This window comes from Dongia sp. (assembly GCF_041906375.1).
In the GTDB taxonomy this organism is placed as follows: Bacteria; Pseudomonadota; Alphaproteobacteria; order Dongiales; family Dongiaceae; genus Dongia.
In genome coordinates, this window is record NZ_JAYRJJ010000001.1 from 548,075 (window position 1) to 565,492 (window position 17,418).

Consider the following 17,418-nt stretch of genomic DNA (forward strand, 5'->3'; position numbering starts at 1 on the left):
ATGGACACCCTCGAAAACGACATCAAGACCCTGATCATCGACGCGCTGAAGCTCGAGGATGTACGGCCGGAAGATATCGACAGCCAGGAGATGTTGTTCGGCAGCGGGCTAGGGCTCGATTCCATCGATGCGCTCGAGCTCGGTGTGGCGCTGCGCCGGCGTTACGGATTGAAGATCGAGACGATCACTGACGAGATCAAGGCGCATTTCGCCAATGTCAGCGCCCTGGCTTCCTTCGTGCGCGCTCAGGGTCAAAGCGGGAGCGATAGTAATGCTGTCGCGTGACGAGGTCGAAAGCAGGCTGCACGGCTATCTCGTCGACATGTTCGAGATACCGCAGGAAAAGATCAGTGTGCAGGCTCGTCTTTACGAGGATCTCGATCTCGATTCCATCGATGCAGTCGACCTTGTCGTCAAACTGCAGGAACTGACCGGTCGCAAGCTGAAGGTCGACGAGTTCAAGACGGTGCGGACGGTCGGCGATGTGATTGACCGGGTGCATGCCGTTCTCGCCGAATAGAAGGGCCGTGCCGGCGCGCGGCAAATGGAGTGCTGCAATCTTCGCCTTGATCGCAGCGGCCTATCCGGTCCTGGTCTATTGGCTGCATGAGCGCGTCCCCTTCATAGTCTTTGCGCTGGCGGCCTGCCTGTTACTGCTTCTGCGCGCCTTCATAGCTTCCGGCGGCATGATGCGCTTGCTGCGCCTGCCGCTGCTTTGCGCCGCCGCCATGCTGGCCATCCTGGCCCTGATCGATCCAGCAGTGGCGGCCAAGGCCTATCCCGCTTTGCTCAGTGCCCTCTTGGCAACCGTCTTTGGCAATTCATTGCGTCATCCGCCAAGCCTGGTCGAACGCATGGCGAGGCTCCGGGATCCCGCCTTGTCTACAGCCGGCATTGCTTATTGCCGTAAAGTGACATGGGTCTGGGCTCTGTGGCTGCTCGCCAATGCCGTCATCGCAGCATCCCTCAGCCTTACACACAGCATCTCATTCTGGGCTTTATGGACGGGATTTATCTCCTATGTCTGCAGTGGCGCGCTGTTCCTGGGAGAAATGCTGCTGCGGCCCTGGCTGCTGGCCCGGGCGGGCGGCATCGGGCGGTGACGGCCATGCGCGCAATATCCGATCGACTTGCCGGTGCAGATAATCCGGACGAGATCGTTGCCGTCACCTCGGGCGGGCCCGTCGATCTCGCGCAGTTCCGCCGCGATATCGCAGTTAATGCTGCTGCGTTGGAGCAGCTTGGATGTCGACGCGGCCTGCTGATCACCGTGGATAGCTATTGGTGCGCCGTCGGCATGCTGGCACTGTTCCAGGTCGGTGCCGAGGTTGTTTTGCCACAAAACGTCACCGCCGGGGCGTGCCATGCGATCGGGGCGCAATGGGACCTGCTGATATACGATCGCTTGCCGGACGGGCAACGCGGCGGATTCCGCTTGCGTAATGGAGACGATCCAGCGCCAACGCTGCAGTCAATGGATGCTGACCTTTGCCGTATCAGCCTCTTTACCTCCGGTTCGACCGGCGCGCCGAAGCGGGTCGAGAAGAGTCTGGCGATGATGGAACGGGAAGCTGCGGCGATCGACGCGATCCTCGGCGCTTTTGTCTCGTCGCGCGCCGTCATCCGCGGGATGGTGACCCACCAGCATCTCTTTGGGCTCAGCTACAAGCTGTTCTGGCCGCTGTATAGTGCTCGCCCGTTCGATGGAAAAGTCCATGCTCTGTGGGAGAGTCTTCTGGCTGAAGACCTCAATGAAGCGGTGATTGTAGCAAGCCCCGCGCATCTGGCGCGGCTGGGATCGCTGCGCCCCCCTGCCGGTCGCGGCCGCCCCGCCTGCCTTCTCTCTGCCGGTGCTGAGCTACCAGAATCCGCAAGTGCCTCGGCTCGGCGCGCCTTTGGAGCACCGCTTTGCGAAATCTATGGCAGCACCGAGACCGGAACGATCGGCTGGCGCTGGCGCAACCGGCTCGATCCCCTGTGGCAGCCGGCCCCCGGCGTCACGGTCAAGATGGAGGATGACGGAACATTGAGCGTGGCTTCGCCCTTTTCGTCAGGGAAAGGCGTAGAGCGGACGCAGGATCGAGCTGAACTGGAACAAGACGGTTTCCGCCTTAAGGGGCGCAATGACCGGATCGTCAAGGTCGAGGGTAAACGAGTCAGCCTGCCGGCTCTCGAGGCAGCACTGACATCCTTGCCCTTCGTTGACGCAGCGGCGCTCGTCACCTTGCCCGGTGCGACTGCGACGCTGGGAGCCGTCATCGTCCCAAGCGCTTCAGGCCAAGAGGCGCTTGCTGCGCGAGGTGCTTTCCGTTTCAGTCGCCAGCTGCGCCAGATGCTTGCCGCCGAGCATGAGCTCTCGGCCTTGCCGCGCCGCTGGCGTTTTGTTGCGGCGTTGCCGGCGGGGCCATTGGGCAAGGTCCGGCAGGCTGACCTGCGGGCGCTCTTCACGGATCGCGAACCACGCAACGAGCCGGAGGTTCGAGCGATCCGTCGGGAGGGAAACAAAGTCGAATTGGATCTTTTCAATCCGCCGGACCTGATCCAGTTGGACGGTCACTTCCCGGGCATGCCGATTATTCCTGGCGTGGCGCAGATCGACTGGGCTATCAAGCTGGCGGCGCGACATCTGGATCTGCCGATCGAGGCCGCAACGGATTATCAGGTCAAGTTCCAACGCCTGACCTTGCCCGACACTCTCGTGACTCTCACGCTCATTCATGATGCTGGACGCCGACGATTGAGCTTTTCATACCAGCGAGATGCCGAGGTCCTGACCTCGGGTACCATCAGGCTGGCTGCGTCGTGAAGGCCGCCATGCGCGTCTGCGCCATTGTCCCCAGCCATAACCATGCGCGGACTGTCGGTGGCATCGTCAAGGCTTTGCGATCGACCGGATTGCCGGTCTTCATCATCGATGACGGTAGCGACGCGGCGACACGAAGCACGTTGGCAGCGTTCGACAATCCTCTGGATGATATCCGGGTCTCCCGGCTTGAGCCGAACCAGGGCAAGGGCGGTGCGGTCTTGCACGGCTTCCAATTGGCACTGGCGGCGGGTTTTACGCACGCCTTGCAGATCGATGCCGACGGCCAACACGATATTACCGCCGTGCCGTCTCTCTTGGCCTTGGCACGAACCCATCCAGATGCTCTTGTCACCGGTGTACCGATTTACGACCGTTCGGTCCCTATAGGGCGTGCCATTGGTCGCTATATTACCCATTTCTGGGTTTGGATCGAAACCTTGTCCCTGCACATCCGAGACAGTATGTGCGGCTTGCGGGTCTATCCGCTGGCGCCGGTGGCCAAGCTTTGCGCTGACGGTGAGCGCATCGGCCGACGCATGGATTTCGATACCGAGATCATGGTGCGGCTGGTCTGGCGCGGCGTGCGTGTGATCGAGCAGCCGGTGGCAGTGACATATCCTGTCGGCAATACGTCCAATTTCGATTTGTGGCGTGACAATCTGCGCATCACCGCCATGCATACGCGCCTATTTTTCGGCATGATCCGGCGGTTGCCGCAAATTCTGCGGCATCGCGCGCAACAGTCGCGCCATTGGGCGCGCATCGCTGAGCGCGGTGCGTATTGGGGGCTGGAGACTTGGGCTTTCGCGGCGCGTCTGCTGGGCCGGCGCGGTTGCCTGTGCATCATGGCGCCGGTGGTGCTCTATTTCTATCTGACCGGTGCGGAGCAGCGTCGGGCATCGCATGATTTCCTGCGGCGTGTGGCGGCGCTAGGTGCGCCGGTCCCAAAGCATCTGCCCTGGCTCAACGGCCTCCGGCATTTCATGTCTTTCGCGGGGCGTGCCGTCGATACGTTCATCGGCTGGACGGGTCGCATGCGCCCCGATGCGGTAAGGCCCGGCAAGGTTGCTGATCTTGAAGTGGCTGAACGATCTGCCACCGGTGCGCTATTCATTATCGCCCATCTCGGAAATGTCGATCTCGCCCGGGCCTTGCTCGACGACGTCACGGGGGACAGATTGCTGGTGCTGGTCCATACGCGTCATGCCGAAATGTATAATCGGCTGCTGCGCAAATATCGGCCGGCGGCTGGTATCAACACGTGGCAGGTGACTGAACTGGGTCCAGAGGCCGCGATGGAGTTGAAAGCGCGGGTCGAGCAGGGTGCCTGGGTCGTGATCGCCGGTGACCGCATTCCGGTCAAGAGCGACCGGGTCAGTGCGGCGCCATTTCTGGGCCAGCCGGCGCCCTTCTCGCAGGGCCCTTATATCCTGGCTTCCTTGCTTGATTGTCCCGTCTACACGCTCTTTTGCGTCCGCAAAGGCGACACTTACCAGCTCGATGTCGAAAAGCTGGCGGATCGCATTCAATTGCCGCGACAGGACCGAGCCGGCGCCTTGGCGCAATATGTCGGTCAGTTCGCCGCCCGGCTCGAACGATATGCGCTCGAGAATCCGCTGCAATGGTATAACTTCTTCGATTTCTGGAATCCCGGCCGAAGGGAGCCGCGCGCATGATCACCGCCGAATGCGAAATCGTCGCACAATTCTATGATATCGATCCGATGCAGGTCGTTTGGCACGGCAACTATGTGCGCTATTTCGAGCGGGTTCGTGGGCTGCTGCTGGACAAGATCGACTACAATTACCCGGCCATGGAGCAGTCGGGCTATCTGTGGCCGATCGTCGACATGCGCATCAAGTTTGTGCGACCGGTCCGATATCAACAACGCATATTGGTACAGGCAACACTCTTGGAATATGAGAACCGGTTGAAGATCGGCTATCAATGCCGTGACATTGAGAGCGGGGAAGTACTGACCAAGGCACATACCGTGCAGGTGGCCGTCGCTGCGGCAACGCAGGAGCTCAATCTTGAATCGCCGCCGGTCCTGCTGGAAAAAGTGAAGCGCGTACTATGCGCGGCGTAATCTTCATGCGCTGGTTCGCCTGCTTCATCCTGCTGCTGGTGCCCGCCTCGACCTTTGCCGATGGCATCAAGACTTTGGCCGATGGTGAGATCCTGCGCGGGAATTTCGTGCAGGAACGTTTGTTGCAAGGGTTTGATGCGCCGTTGCGCAGCGAAGGGAGCTTCGTCTTGGCGCCGGGGATGGGACTCATCTGGCGCGTCGAAAAACCCTTCGCCATCACGACTCTGATGACGGATCGAGGGCTCGCCCAGCAGAGCGACGGGACGACGACGCTCAATCTGCCAGCCAGCCGGGCGCCGTTCATGGCCGGCCTTTACGACATGCTGACCGGGGCATTGGCTGGTGACTGGAGCGGGCTGGAGCGGGACTTCACGCTGGAGAAGTCGGGGGGCGCCGACATATGGCACTTGCGTCTCGTGCCGCGCAAGGATGCATCGACTGCGTCTATGCCGATTGTCGAGATCAGAGTCACCGGCGCCGATTTCGTTCAGTCGGTCGAAATCGAGAAACAGGGTGGTGATATCGATAAGCTGAGCTTCGCGGACCAGCGCCGACTGACAGGACCCTTGGCAGCCGATGAGTTGACACTGCTTGATTCAGTCGGCGGCCCATGAATCCGCCTCGCTCGGCCCGCCCACTAGCCTTGTTTTGGCTCGTCCTCGTCCTCGTGACGGGAGCCTATCTCGGCATCCAATCCGTTCGCGGGATCACGTTTCGCACCGACCTGTTGTCGCTCCTGCCAGCAGATGCTGCCACAAGTGAAGCGCACGCAATCAGTGCGCAATTGATGGATGGTGCGGCCAGGCGCTTCGTCCTGCTCGTTGGGCATCAGGACCGGACGGCCGCGCGCGCGGCCGCAGCCGCTTTGGAAGCAACCTTGGTCAAGGGCAGCCTGGCCAGGGTGCAAGCGGTTGGCTTGGATCAGGTCCGGGCCATGGGCACCTTCTACCAGCCCTATGCCGGTGCTCTGCTGGCCTCAGCCGATCGCGCGATGCTGCGGGCAGGGCAGGGTGACGTCATCGCCAGGCGTGCGCTGGCCCAGGTTTACGGCGTCGGTGGATTTGCCGATGCGCAATTGCTGAGGCGAGACCCATTTCTGCTGTTTCCATCCTTTCTCTCCGCCTTGCCGGCGCCGCTTTCGCGCCTGGCACCGGATGAAGGCCGCCTGAGCGTCAATACGGACGGCAAGGTCTGGGTGTTGCTGTCCGGCGAAGTCGCGGGTGATCCCTATGCCCTCGATACGCAACAGCGCTTCGTCAACGAATTGGACGGCAGGATTGGCGCGTTGACGCAGGAGCATGCAGGCCTCGTCGTCAAGCGGACCGGCGCTATCTTTTTTGCGCAACAAGGGGCGCAGTCCGGGCTCAACGAGACCTCGACGCTTGGCGCCATTTCGATGGTCGGTACCGTGTCGCTGCTGGTCGGGGCCTTTCGCCGCGCCGGCCCCTTGTTGATGAACCTGCTCGCGGTGGCCATCGGCATCGGTTGCGGCCTTGCCGCCAATTTGTGGCTGTTCGGCGAGATCCATATTGCGACCTTGCTTTTCGGCGTCGGGCTGACCGGTGTCGCCGTCGATTACGGCATCCATTACGCGGCGACCGTCTTCGATCCGCTGCGGCCTACGAGCTGGGAACGTCTCGGGCATGTGCTGCCCGGCATCAGTCTCGGGCTGATCACGACGTTGATCGGCTATGCGATTCTGCTGGTGGCGCCATTTCCAGCACTCCGCCAAGTCGCTGTTTTTTCGTTGGTCGGCCTCAGCGCCTCCTTCTTTACGGTCGTCTTCTGGTTTCCCTGGCTCGACCGTGGCCAGGCGCCGGGTTATGGACGACACCTTCTGCAACTCGCCAATGGCTTCTGGCGCATTTGGGAAGACCCGCGCCTGCGCCGCCTGTGCTGGCTGACCTTGGCACTTCTCGTCGCTCTGGGCGGGTTCGGCTTCACCCGCCTCGACGTTGATGATGATGTGCGGCGCATGCAATCCCTGGCGCCCGGCCTGCTGGCGGAGCAAGCTGAAATTCAGCGTCTGGCCGGCACCAGCGGAGCGCTGCAATTCGTGCTGGTCGACGCCGCCGATGACGAAAAGGCGCTGCAGTTGGGCGAAACCGTCGCCGCCATTCTGGAGCGATTGCAGGGCGAAGGGGTGCTTTTGGCGCATAGAGGGCCGGCTGATTTTGTGCCTTCCCTTGCCCGTCAGGGGGAAAACCGTCGCTTGGTTCGCGACAATCTCGATCCTGCGGCTCAGATGGCGAGGCTGGGGCTCACCGATCCGGCGCAGCCGCAGTTGCAACAGGATCTGACGCTCGCGGCGGTTCTGGGCAGCCATTCCATGCCCTTCCTCAGTGAATGGGTCCTGGGAACAGGCCAGCAGGTCATCGTGCTGGATGGGCTCAAAGATCCGGCGGCTCTGCGTGGGGCGCTGGCCAGCCTGCAGGGGGTGCGGTTTCTCGATCCAGCCGGCGATTTTACCGAGCGTCTCGGGACCTACCGGCACCGGGCGCTGTGGCTGATCGGCCTCTCTGCCCTGCTGATGGTGCTGCCGCTGTCCTGGCGCTATGGCATCCGAGGCGGCCTGATTGTTCTGTTGCCGTCAATGGCAGCGCTCGTCCTGGCGCCGGCATTGATTGCCCTGGGCGGCGAGGGCATCAGCTTCTTCCATGTGATGGGATTGATCCTTGTTCTTGCCATCGGCGTCGACTATGCCACTTTCTGCGCTGAAACCGACCGGGCGCATCGACCGGTCACGATGCTGGCGGTGCTGCTGGATATGGTGACGACCTTGCTGTCCTTTGGTGTATTGGCTTTCAGCAGTGTCTTTGCCGTCCATGCCTTCGGCCTCACCATGCTGATCGGAATCCTCATCGCCTTCCTGCTGGCGCCGTTGGCCGGCGACGTCAATCCACGCGGTGGGAAACGGGCATGAAGATGCGCATATGCATCGCCGGCCTCTTGTGGCTGCTCGCGGCCTGCGGCAACGTACCGACAGGTGACGAAGCCAATCGGCCGATGTTTGCGCCGGGGCATCTTCTCAATTTGCCGCACCCTGGCGACCTCGGCCGCGCCGTCGAGTGGTCGCAACACATCATCGTGCGGCATGATGGTGAGGTATTTGCCTTTGACGGTCGCATCAGCGTGACGCCCGATCGTTTCCGGCTGGTTGGCGTCGACGGTCTGGGGCGGCGCGCGATGGGTGTTACCTGGGAGAGATCGGGCCGAGTGACGGCGACGCGGGCGGATTGGCTGCCGGCGCAGGTGCGCCCGGGGGCGATGCTCGCCGATATCATCCTTCTTTATTGGCCTGCGGACGTGCTGCGCCGGTCGCTGGCCGGATCGGGTGCCACGCTGCGGGAGGTCGGCAATACGCGGACGATCGCTCTGGACGGCGTCGATATCTTGCGCATTGACTATCTCACCGGTCGGCACAGCGCCGCCGGTCACCTGAAGTACCGCAACACGGCCTGGGGCTACGATATCGATGTGCAGTCGATTGAGGTGGCACCATGAAGCGCCGCTTGGGTCTGCCCGCCATGGGATTAGCGACGCCGCTTGGGGTCGGCAAGCCGGCGGTTGCGGCGAATCTCTTTGCGGGAACCCGTGCCGGCCTTGCCCATCAGGTCAAAATTCTCCCGGATCGGCTGATTCATGTGGGCTGGGTCGAAGCGGCGTTGCCGGCAACGTCCCGACCGCACGCCTCGCGCAACAGTCGGCTGATGCTCTTGGCATTGCAAGAGATTCGCGCCGAGATCGATGCGGCCCGCGATCTCTACGGCGCGGGTCGTATCGCCGTCATTCTCGGCACCAGCACCTCCGGCATCGCTGAGGGCGAGGCAGCCTTTGCCCTGCAACTGCGCGACGGCGCGTGGCCGCAAGGGTTTGACTATTGGCAACAGGAACTGGGCAGCTTTGCGGCATTTATCGCAGCGGAACTGCAGCTGTCGGGGCCAGCCTACACCATTGCCACCGCCTGCTCTTCGAGCGCCAAGGTCTTCGCCAGTGCGCGGCGCCTGATCGCATCAGGCATCTGCGATGCCGCGATCGTCGGCGGCGCAGATACACTGTGTGGCACGACCAGTAACGGTTTCGCGTCGCTCGACGCCGTCTCGCGGGGGCTCTGCCAGCCTTTCAGCCGCAATCGCGACGGGATCAATATCGGTGAAGGTGCCGCTGCCTTCCTGCTAACGCGCGAGGGTACCGAAATCTCTCTGTTGGGTTTCGGCGAAAGCTCGGATGCACATCATTTGAGTGCGCCCGATCCCAGCGGCGCCGGCGCCCAGGCCGCGATGTCGCTGGCGCTGCGGGACGCGGGCCTGGCGCCCGGGGATATCAGCTATGTGAACCTGCATGGCACGGCGACCCCGCTCAACGACGCCATGGAAGGGATCGCGGTACATAACCTCTTTGGCGCCTGCATGCCCTGCAGTTCGACCAAGGCGATGACCGGCCATATGCTGGGTGCAGCCGGTGCGTGCGAGGCGGCCTTCTTGTGGCTGACGCTGCATCCGGATTACGGTCGCGGGCGCCTGCCGCCGCATCTCTGGGACGGGGTGCCGGATCCCGCCATCCCGCCGCTCAACTTCGTCGCCGCGGGAGCGGAACTTGACCCTTCGACATCGCGGGCCATGCTCAGCAATTCGTTCGCATTCGGCGGCAGCAACATAGCCGTCATACTGGGGCGCGGAGCCTGCTGATGGAGACCTGTACGTACCCGATTGAGACCTTGCTGCCCCATGCCGGACGAATGCTGCTGCTGGACCGGGTAATCGGCTTCACCGACGCGGCGATCGAGGCAGCCCTGGGTGTTCGGTCGGACAATCCGTTTTTTGAGGCCGGAAAGGGCGTTGCCGCGCATATTGCCATTGAATGGATGGCCCAGACCTGCGGCGCCTTTGTGGGGCTGGAGGCGAAGCGGCGGCACCAGCCCGTACGTGTCGGCTTCCTACTGGGGACGCGCAATTTCAGGGCCGAGCGGGATTGGTTTCGCGATGGCGAAAGCCTCATCGTGCGCGCCGAACTCATATTCCGGGATGGCGAAACCGGCGTATTCGATTGTATTTTGCGAAGCCCCGAGCGGGTTGAGGCGACGGCGCAATTGACCCTGCATCAGCCGGCCAATCTCGCCGCCGTCCTGGCGCGCCAAGGGATTTCAGCAATAGGTCTTGGTTGAAGATGAGCAGAACCATTCTTGTTACCGGCGCCAGCAAGGGCATCGGCCGTGCCATTGCAGAGAAACTGGCCGCGGACGGCTTTGTGCTTGCCGTGCATTATGGGCGCGACGCAGCGGGGGCCGAGGCGACCTTGGGTGCCATCAGATCTGCCGGCGGCGAAGGGCGTCTGCTCACCTTCGATCTCAGGGATCGTGATGGTGCGCGTGGCGTGCTTGAGGCTGACATGGCAGAGCACGGGCCGTATTGGGGCATTGTGCTCAATGCCGGTATCGCGCGCGATGCCGCTTTTCCCGCCATGACAGATAGTGAATGGGACGACGTGCTGGAGACGGATCTTGGCGGCTTTTACAATGTCGTCCGGCCGACGGTCATGCCGATGGTCTCCGCCCGCAAGGGCGGGCGCATTGTCACCATTGCCTCTGTTTCCGGTATCACCGGCAATCGTGGCCAGGTCAATTACAGTGCCGCCAAGGCCGGAATCATCGGTGCCACCAAGGCGCTGGCTATTGAACTCGCCAAGCGCAATATCACCGTCAATTGTGTAGCGCCCGGCATTATTGAAACGCAGATGGTCGAAAACTTGCCAATGGACGAAGTGCTCAAGATGGTGCCGATGCGCCGTGCGGGGCAACCTGCTGATGTGGCCGCTGCTGTCTCCTATCTATGTTCGGACGGCGCCGGCTACGTCACGCGCCAGGTTCTCTCGGTCAATGGGGGCATGATCTGATGCGCCGCGTCGTCGTGACCGGCATGGGCGGCATTACCGCGCTGGGCAACAGCTGGCCGGATATTCGCGCGCGGCTGGCCCGTGGCGAGACGGCCATCCGCTATCTGCCGGAATGGGAGCGCTTCAGCGGCATCAATACGCGCCTGGCGGCGCCCGTAGTCGGCTTTTCCGTCGACAATCTCTATCCCCGCAAGAAGACCCGCACCATGGGGCCGGTGGCAAAGATGGCGGTCCGCGCCACGGAGCTGGCACTCACCGATGCCGGCTTGTTGGGGGACGCGGTGGTTGCTGGCGGTCGTACCGGGATTTCCTATGGCTCTTCCTTCGGCAGCCCGGCGCCAGTCATGGCCTTTGCCGAACTGATGAAGGATGGGCAATCGAAGACCCTCAACGCCACCAGCTACATCCAAATGATGAGCCATACGGCGGCGGTCAATATCGGCCTATTTTTCGGTATCACTGGCCGGGTCATCCCGACCTCCAGCGCCTGCACGTCCGGGAGCCAGGGCATCGGCTATGCTTATGAAGCGATCCGCTGGGGCAAGGCCGACGTCATGGTGGCTGGTGGCGCCGATGAACTCGATGTTACGGAATCGGCAGTATTCGACACGCTCTATGCCACCAGCACGCGGAACGACCGTCCTGAAACCACCCCACGCCCCTATGACCGCGATCGAGACGGGCTGGTTATCGGGGAAGGTGCCGTGACGCTAATCCTTGAAGAGCGTGAAAGGGCATTGGCGCGCGGTGCGACCATCTATGCGGAAATCGTCGGCTTTTCCTGCAATTCCGATGGCAATCACGTCACTCAGCCGCAGGCGTCGACCATGCAGGTCGCTCTCAGGGAGGCACTGGCCGATGCCGGCCTGCCGGCGCAGGAGATCGGCTTTGTGAGCGGTCACGGCACGGCAACGGAATGGGGCGACATTGCCGAGACGGCTGCAACGCAGGCCGTTCTCGGATCCGCAGCCCCCATTCACTCGCTTAAATCGTATTTTGGTCACTCCCTGGGGGCGTGCGGCGCCATGGAAGCTTGGCTCGGTATCGAAATGATGCGGGCACAATGGTTTCCGCCGACGGCAAATCTCGACCACCTCGATGAGCGCTGTGCCGAACTCGACTACCTGATGGGCTCGGCGCGGGACCTCGATATTGCTTACCTCATGTCGAACAACTTCGCCTTCGGCGGTATAAATACATCGATCATCTTCAAACGGGTCTAGTGGCTCGTGTTTGATGGTTATCAAATCACATCTTGACGTTTGCTAATCATCTGAAATAGTTCATAAAAAATACTCTGAAACCCTGTCTCCCATTGATCTGCGTCAATGGGATAGAGGTGGTATGCGACGAAGGTAACCAGGTCTTCGACGGAGCAAATCCCTCGGCGGCGGCAGGTTGATCCAGGTCAATAGCCAGGTTCCCTGTGTCAATAAGATGTAAACCGAATGCATGATTTGAACATGAAGGTGCCAAGATGCGATCAAGCGCTCTAGTCCTCGGTGTCGTCCTCGCCACGGTTTGGATGGCGGGAGAAAGCTTTGCCGCCTGTCCTGTCCCGCCCTCACTCAATCAATGCAAAACCTGCCACGCACTCGAACCCGGCAAGCCGTCGCGCGCGACCGGGCCGAGCCTTCATGGCATTCCCGGTCAGGCCGCCATGCATTCGGCCGATTTTAAAGGCTATTCGGAAGCGATGAAGGCAGCTCAAGCCAAGGGGCTGACTTGGAGCGACGAGAACATCTTTAATTATCTCGCCGATCCGAAGGCCTTCCTGAATGGACTGAACGGCCAGCCGCTGAAGAACGCCATGATGTTCCAGATGAAGGACGAGACCAAACGCAAGGCGGCTATCGAAGGCCTGAAGACGATGGCGGCCTGCCAATAGCCGAAGCGAAGGTCTATTAGGGAATCGTCGGCAGCGCGGGCTGCCGACGAAAGTCGGACGCGGATTCGGAGGTTCTGATAAAATTCATATGAAATATATCTTATCACAATCCAATGTCCAACAGCTGCGCATGATCATGATGAGGAGCTTCTAGCCATCATGGGGCATGCGAGCTTCCTTGGCGTGTTGCGAGCCGGTCGCAGGCTATTGGGCCTGCTGGTCGTTCATGTGCTGGCGCTCAACCTGCTCTTAGGCGGTCTCGTCAGCATTCATGACGCCAAGGCGGATGCCTTTGAAACGCTCGTTGCGAATTCGCGTTGTCTCGATGGGGACACGCAAATGGACCCGCGCCAACAGCCGGTCGGCCCCATAAAGCAAAAGCCTTGCCCGACCTGCGCCATCGCATGCCCAGTCGGAAGTTGTTCGTCGCCCGCCATGTGGGGCGGTCAGATTCATTTCAATGGTCGGCAGGATGTCGCTGGCTTGGATACGTGCGGCCCGAATGAGGCGCAGCAGGCCAGGCAGGCGAAATATCGGTCGCAGGCGCAGGCGCAGGCCCCGCCGGTTGCACCCGATTCATTCCAGCCTTCCGTGAAGGAAGGTGTCGCATGATACGACTTTTCTATCGTTGCCTCTTTCTAGCACTCGCCCTTCTTGCCTCGGCGCCCCTCGCGACACCGCTCGCCGCCCGTGGCTTCGGCGCCTATCTCATCGACGTAAAACCCGAAGAAGTCTTCCCCAATGCGGACCATTTCGGTCCCAAGGAAGGCAACCCGCCGGCCATGGCCGCCTTCAAGGGCGACCAGGAGTTGGGCTATGTCTTTGAAGCCTCCGACATCGGTTATTCCGGGAAGCCGATCCGCATTCTGGTCGGCATGGACAAGGATGGACTCATCGTCGGCGCCAAAGTCTTTGAGCATCATGAGCCGATCCTGCTGGTCGGCATTCCGCCTGAGAAGCTGACCGATTTCGTCTCCGGCTATGTCGGCACCAATATCATCGAAAAGGTCAAACGCAAGGACCAGAACGTCGACGCCATCAGTGGCGCGACGGTCACGGCCATCGTCATCAATGACGGTATCAGCCGCACAGCCATGCAGGTGGCCAAGGCACATGGTCTGGCTGGTTTCACGGCCGCTGGTGCTGGCGGTACCGAGAAGCGCGAACTGGCAGCTATTCCCTTCAAGGAAACGGATTGGCAGACTCTGCTGGGGGACGGCTCCATCCGGCGGATGCATCTCCTCAACAGCGACGTCGACGACGCTTTCAAGAAGATCGGCGTAGGCAGCCCGGAGCCTTATGGCAAGGCCGGCATTCCGACAGACGAGTTCATCGACCTCTACGTTGCCCTAGTGTCGGTCGAGGAAATCGGCCGCAATGTCCTGGGTGCGGATGAATATAAGCGCCTTGGCGCTTGGCTTGCGCCAGGCCAGCAAGCCATTCTGGTCGCCGCTCGCGGAGATTACTCCTTCCGCGGCTCTGGTTTCGTACGTGGCGGCATTTTCGATCGTTTCCAGCTGGAACAGAATCAGACCTCGATCCTGTTCAAGGATCATGACTACAGGCAAATGGGGCGGCTTCCCGGTAGTTTGCCCGAGTTCAAGGAAATCGCGCTCTTCCGCATTCCCCAGAATGTCAATTTCGATCCGACGTCCGAATGGCAGTTTAAACTGCTGGCACAACGCCCGACCGGGCCGACTGACAAGGCCTTCACCAGCTTTCCGCTCAGCTATCGCCTGCCGGACCGTTTCGTAAAAGTGACTGCAGCGCCGCCCCCGGCGCCGGTCGCAGCACCCGCTGCAACCGCGGACGAGGAGCCGAAGAATGAATTGTGGAAGCAGATCTGGCACAGCCGCATCATCGACATCGTCATTCTTTCACTGTCCTTGGCGCTGCTGACCCTGATCTTCTTCTTCCAGGATGTGCTGGTGAAGAAGGCGAAGCTCTTCACGGCCCTGCGTGTCGGCTATCTGCTGTTCAGCGTTATCTGGATCGGCGGTTGGGCCCAGGCGCAGCTTTCCGTTGTCAACGTGCTCACTTTTACCGGGGCGCTTTTCGGCGGTGAGTTCCGGTGGGAACAATTCCTGCTCGAACCGCTCATCTTCATCCTGTGGTGCGCCACGGCCGTCTCATTGCTCTTCTGGGGACGCGGGCCATTCTGCGGTTGGCTTTGCCCCTTCGGCTCGTTGCAGGAACTGCTCAATCATCTCGCTCGGCGCGTCGGTATCCGCCAGATCACGATCCCGTTCCATTGGCATGAACGCCTGTGGCCGATCAAGTATGTGATTTTCCTGGGTCTCTTCGGTCTCAGCCTGAACGAAATTGCCTTTGCCGAGCAATTTGCCGAAGTCGAACCCTTCAAAACCGCCATCCTGCTGCGTTTCATGCGCGAATGGCCCTTTGTATTGTGGGCCGTGAGTCTGCTGGTCGCGGGATTATTTATCGAGCGGTTCTTCTGCCGCTATCTCTGCCCGCTCGGCGCCGCCCTCGCCATTCCGGGGCGCATGCGCCTCTTTGAATGGTTGAAGCGGCGTAAACAATGCGGCACCGAATGCCAACTCTGCGCCAAGCGTTGCACGGTCCAAGCCATCCACCCGATGGGACAGATCAATCCCAACGAATGCATCTACTGCATGCAATGCCAGGTCATCTATTGGGACGACACGACATGTCCGCCTCTGCTGCTGAAGAAGACCGGGCGCGGCAAGAAGCCGGCCGCCAAGCCGATACCAAACGCGGCTGAAGCGGCCGCAAAACGCAACGACGTATCACCGACCACCGTCTAACGAGAAGGAAACTATCATGACCGACAAGAGAGAAGACGCCTTGAGCGCGGAAGGCATCAGTCGCCGCGAAATTCTGGGCGGCGGTGTCGCCATGTCGACGCTGGCCGTGGCCGGTGCCGGCGGTGCCGTCGTTGGTGGGGCTGCAGGTATCATGATGGCACCGAAGACCGCGGCTGCTGCGGAATCGGCCGATATCAGCGTGCCGCCGGGAAAGCTTGATGATTATGTCGGCTTCTGGAGCAGCGGGCAGACGGGCGAGGTGCGTATTCTCGGCATGCCATCGATGCGCGAACTCCTGCGTATCCCGGTTTTCAACCGTTGCAGTGCGACGGGTTGGGGCCAGACCAATGAGAGCCTCAAGATCCTGACCGAAGGCCTGCTGCCCCAGACCAAGGAATGGCTGGCCAAGCGCGGCTTGAAGACCTACGAGAACGGCGATTGTCACCATCCGCGTCCGTCGGTGACGGACGGCTCCTATGACGGCCGCTATGTCTTCATCAACGATAAGGCCAATACGCGCTTGGCGCGCATTCGTCTTGATGTCATGAAGACTGACAAAATCATCGAGATCCCCAACGCACATTCGATCCATGGCCTGCGCGTGCAGCGCTATCCGAAGACAGGATATGTCTTCTGCAATGGCGAAAACCGAATCCCCTTGATCAATGACGGTCGTGACCTTGAGAATGTCAAGGCTTGGCGGTCCGTGTTCACCGCGGTCGATGGCGATACCATGAAGGTGGCATGGCAGGTCGCTGTCAGCGGTAACCTCGACAACAACGATACTGACTATAAGGGCAAGTATGCCGCCTCGACCTGCTACAATTCGGAAGAGGGCGTCACGGTCGAGGATATGACTTCGTCCGAAACCGATCACGCCGTCTTCTTCAACATCAAGGCGATCGAAGAGGCTGTCGCGGCTGGCAAGGCCGAAACGATCAACGGTGTGCCCGTCTTGGACGGTACCAAGGCAGCCAAGTCGCCCTATACGCTCTACGTTCCGATTGCCAATTCGCCGCATGGCTGCAACGCCACGCCGGACGGCAAATATGTGGTGATCAACGGCAAGCTGTCGCCGACCACCACTGTCATCGAATGGGACAAGCTCGACGACGTCTTTGCCGGCAAGGCGGAACCGACCACGGCCATCGTTGCCAACGTCGAATTGGGGCTTGGGCCATTGCACACTTCCTTCGATGGCCGCGGCAACGCCTATACCTCGTTGTTCCTGGATTCGCAGGTCGTCAAATGGAACATCGACGAGGCGGTTCGTCAGTTCAAGGGTGAGAAAGTCAATCCCATCAAGCAGAAGCTCGACGTGAACTACCAGGTCGGGCACGTCAATGCCTCGATGAGTGAGACCAAGGATGCCGACGGAAAGTGGTTGGTAGCCTTGTGCAAGTTCTCCAAGGATCGTTTCATCAACGTTGGCCCGTTGAAGCCCGAAAACGACCAGTTGATCGACATTTCGGGCGACGAAATGAAGCTCGTGCATGACGGTGCGGCATTTGCCGAGCCGCATGACGCTACGATCATGAAGGCAAACATGATCAACCCGATGGAGATCTGGAAGCGCGACGATCCGATGTGGGAAGATGCCCGCCAATGGGCTGCCAAGGACGGCGTCAAACTCGAAGAGGACAACAAGGTCATCCGCGACGGCAACAAGGTTCGCGTTTACATGACGTCGGCGGCGCCCGCCTTCGGCGTCACCAGCTTCAAGGTGAAGCTGGGCGACGAGGTCACCGTTATCCAGACCAATATCGATGATGTCGTGGACCTGACCCACGGTTTCACCTTGGTTGATTACGGTGTTGCCATGGAGATCGGGCCGCAAGCGACTTCCTCGGTGACCTTCGTCGCCGACAAGCCCGGTGTCTTCTATTACTACTGCCAGTGGTTCTGTCACGCGCTCCATATGGAGATGTCGGGGCAGATGCTGGTCGAAGCCTAACGG

Annotated in this window: 17 protein-coding genes; all 17 read left to right on the forward strand. The window is 60.8% G+C overall.

The window, feature by feature from the left end; genetic code table 11:
• Positions 1–285 carry a phosphopantetheine-binding protein gene (locus tag ACE3OA_RS02480; protein ID WP_374307488.1) on the forward strand — a complete coding sequence of 95 codons (285 nt, stop codon included), beginning with the start codon at positions 1–3 and terminating at the stop codon, positions 283–285.
• Positions 272–520: an acyl carrier protein gene (locus tag ACE3OA_RS02485; protein ID WP_374307490.1), complete on the forward strand. Its 249-nt coding sequence runs from the start codon at positions 272–274 to the stop codon at positions 518–520. Before ACE3OA_RS02480 ends, ACE3OA_RS02485 begins: the two co-directional genes overlap by 14 nt.
• Positions 501–1,103, forward strand: coding sequence for a hypothetical protein (locus ACE3OA_RS02490; RefSeq protein ID WP_374307492.1), 603 nt, complete (start codon positions 501–503; stop codon positions 1,101–1,103). Before ACE3OA_RS02485 ends, ACE3OA_RS02490 begins: the two co-directional genes overlap by 20 nt.
• A complete protein-coding gene (locus ACE3OA_RS02495) occupies positions 1,001–2,806 on the forward strand; it encodes an AMP-binding protein (RefSeq protein WP_374307494.1) in 1,806 nt (601 codons plus the stop codon). Before ACE3OA_RS02490 ends, ACE3OA_RS02495 begins: the two co-directional genes overlap by 103 nt.
• Positions 2,803–4,482, forward strand: coding sequence for a glycosyltransferase (locus ACE3OA_RS02500; RefSeq protein WP_374307496.1), 1,680 nt, complete (start codon positions 2,803–2,805; stop codon positions 4,480–4,482). The genes ACE3OA_RS02495 and ACE3OA_RS02500 overlap by 4 nt, the downstream gene beginning before the upstream one ends.
• On the forward strand, positions 4,479–4,895 hold the full coding sequence (locus tag ACE3OA_RS02505) for an acyl-CoA thioesterase (RefSeq protein ID WP_374307499.1): 417 nt from the start codon (positions 4,479–4,481) through the stop codon (positions 4,893–4,895). The genes ACE3OA_RS02500 and ACE3OA_RS02505 overlap by 4 nt, the downstream gene beginning before the upstream one ends.
• Positions 4,883–5,509 (forward strand): outer membrane lipoprotein carrier protein LolA, encoded by a 627-nt coding sequence (locus ACE3OA_RS02510; RefSeq protein ID WP_374307501.1) that lies wholly within the window; start codon positions 4,883–4,885, stop codon positions 5,507–5,509. Before ACE3OA_RS02505 ends, ACE3OA_RS02510 begins: the two co-directional genes overlap by 13 nt.
• 29 nt (positions 5,510–5,538) lie before the next feature.
• Positions 5,539–7,818, forward strand: a complete 2,280-nt coding sequence (locus ACE3OA_RS02515; RefSeq protein ID WP_374307503.1) for an MMPL family transporter — start codon at positions 5,539–5,541, stop codon at positions 7,816–7,818.
• Positions 7,815–8,399, forward strand: coding sequence for a DUF3261 domain-containing protein (locus ACE3OA_RS02520; protein ID WP_374307505.1), 585 nt, complete (start codon positions 7,815–7,817; stop codon positions 8,397–8,399). The genes ACE3OA_RS02515 and ACE3OA_RS02520 overlap by 4 nt, the downstream gene beginning before the upstream one ends.
• Positions 8,396–9,583: a beta-ketoacyl-[acyl-carrier-protein] synthase family protein gene (locus tag ACE3OA_RS02525; protein ID WP_374307507.1), complete on the forward strand. Its 1,188-nt coding sequence runs from the start codon at positions 8,396–8,398 to the stop codon at positions 9,581–9,583. Before ACE3OA_RS02520 ends, ACE3OA_RS02525 begins: the two co-directional genes overlap by 4 nt.
• The gene (locus ACE3OA_RS02530) at positions 9,583–10,059 is read left to right on the forward strand and encodes a hypothetical protein (protein ID WP_374307509.1); all 477 of its coding nucleotides are present in this window, start codon (positions 9,583–9,585) and stop codon (positions 10,057–10,059) included. The genes ACE3OA_RS02525 and ACE3OA_RS02530 overlap by 1 nt, the downstream gene beginning before the upstream one ends.
• Before the next feature lie 2 nt (positions 10,060–10,061).
• Positions 10,062–10,787 carry a 3-ketoacyl-ACP reductase FabG2 gene (locus ACE3OA_RS02535; RefSeq protein WP_374307512.1) on the forward strand — a complete coding sequence of 242 codons (726 nt, stop codon included), beginning with the start codon at positions 10,062–10,064 and terminating at the stop codon, positions 10,785–10,787.
• Positions 10,787–12,010: a beta-ketoacyl-ACP synthase gene (locus ACE3OA_RS02540; RefSeq protein WP_374307514.1), complete on the forward strand. Its 1,224-nt coding sequence runs from the start codon at positions 10,787–10,789 to the stop codon at positions 12,008–12,010. Before ACE3OA_RS02535 ends, ACE3OA_RS02540 begins: the two co-directional genes overlap by 1 nt.
• 254 nt (positions 12,011–12,264) lie before the next feature.
• Positions 12,265–12,675, forward strand: a complete 411-nt coding sequence (locus ACE3OA_RS02545; RefSeq protein ID WP_374307516.1) for a cytochrome c family protein — start codon at positions 12,265–12,267, stop codon at positions 12,673–12,675.
• A 207-nt stretch (positions 12,676–12,882) separates the two neighbouring features.
• The gene (locus tag ACE3OA_RS02550; protein WP_374307519.1) at positions 12,883–13,287 is read left to right on the forward strand and encodes a hypothetical protein; all 405 of its coding nucleotides are present in this window, start codon (positions 12,883–12,885) and stop codon (positions 13,285–13,287) included.
• Positions 13,284–15,461, forward strand: a complete 2,178-nt coding sequence (locus ACE3OA_RS02555) for a 4Fe-4S binding protein (protein ID WP_374307521.1) — start codon at positions 13,284–13,286, stop codon at positions 15,459–15,461. The genes ACE3OA_RS02550 and ACE3OA_RS02555 overlap by 4 nt, the downstream gene beginning before the upstream one ends.
• Positions 15,462–15,477: 16 nt before the next feature.
• Positions 15,478–17,415 carry a TAT-dependent nitrous-oxide reductase gene (gene nosZ, locus ACE3OA_RS02560; RefSeq protein WP_374307524.1) on the forward strand — a complete coding sequence of 646 codons (1,938 nt, stop codon included), beginning with the start codon at positions 15,478–15,480 and terminating at the stop codon, positions 17,413–17,415.
• Positions 17,416–17,418 lie beyond the last annotated feature (3 nt).

Coding starts and splice junctions, on each gene's coding strand:
- ACE3OA_RS02490 (WP_374307492.1), top strand. CDS start 501: ATGCCGTTCTCGCCGAATAGAAGGGCCGTGCCGGCGCGCGGCAAATGG.
- ACE3OA_RS02535 (WP_374307512.1), top strand. CDS start 10,062: ATGAGCAGAACCATTCTTGTTACCGGCGCCAGCAAGGGCATCGGCCGT.
- nosZ (WP_374307524.1), top strand. CDS start 15,478: ATGACCGACAAGAGAGAAGACGCCTTGAGCGCGGAAGGCATCAGTCGC.
- ACE3OA_RS02540 (WP_374307514.1), top strand. CDS start 10,787: ATGCGCCGCGTCGTCGTGACCGGCATGGGCGGCATTACCGCGCTGGGC.
- ACE3OA_RS02480 (WP_374307488.1), top strand. CDS start 1: ATGGACACCCTCGAAAACGACATCAAGACCCTGATCATCGACGCGCTG.
- ACE3OA_RS02510 (WP_374307501.1), top strand. CDS start 4,883: ATGCGCGGCGTAATCTTCATGCGCTGGTTCGCCTGCTTCATCCTGCTG.
- ACE3OA_RS02545 (WP_374307516.1), top strand. CDS start 12,265: ATGCGATCAAGCGCTCTAGTCCTCGGTGTCGTCCTCGCCACGGTTTGG.
- ACE3OA_RS02530 (WP_374307509.1), top strand. CDS start 9,583: ATGGAGACCTGTACGTACCCGATTGAGACCTTGCTGCCCCATGCCGGA.
- ACE3OA_RS02525 (WP_374307507.1), top strand. CDS start 8,396: ATGAAGCGCCGCTTGGGTCTGCCCGCCATGGGATTAGCGACGCCGCTT.
- ACE3OA_RS02505 (WP_374307499.1), top strand. CDS start 4,479: ATGATCACCGCCGAATGCGAAATCGTCGCACAATTCTATGATATCGAT.
- ACE3OA_RS02495 (WP_374307494.1), top strand. CDS start 1,001: ATGGACGGGATTTATCTCCTATGTCTGCAGTGGCGCGCTGTTCCTGGG.
- ACE3OA_RS02520 (WP_374307505.1), top strand. CDS start 7,815: ATGAAGATGCGCATATGCATCGCCGGCCTCTTGTGGCTGCTCGCGGCC.
- ACE3OA_RS02485 (WP_374307490.1), top strand. CDS start 272: ATGCTGTCGCGTGACGAGGTCGAAAGCAGGCTGCACGGCTATCTCGTC.
- ACE3OA_RS02555 (WP_374307521.1), top strand. CDS start 13,284: ATGATACGACTTTTCTATCGTTGCCTCTTTCTAGCACTCGCCCTTCTT.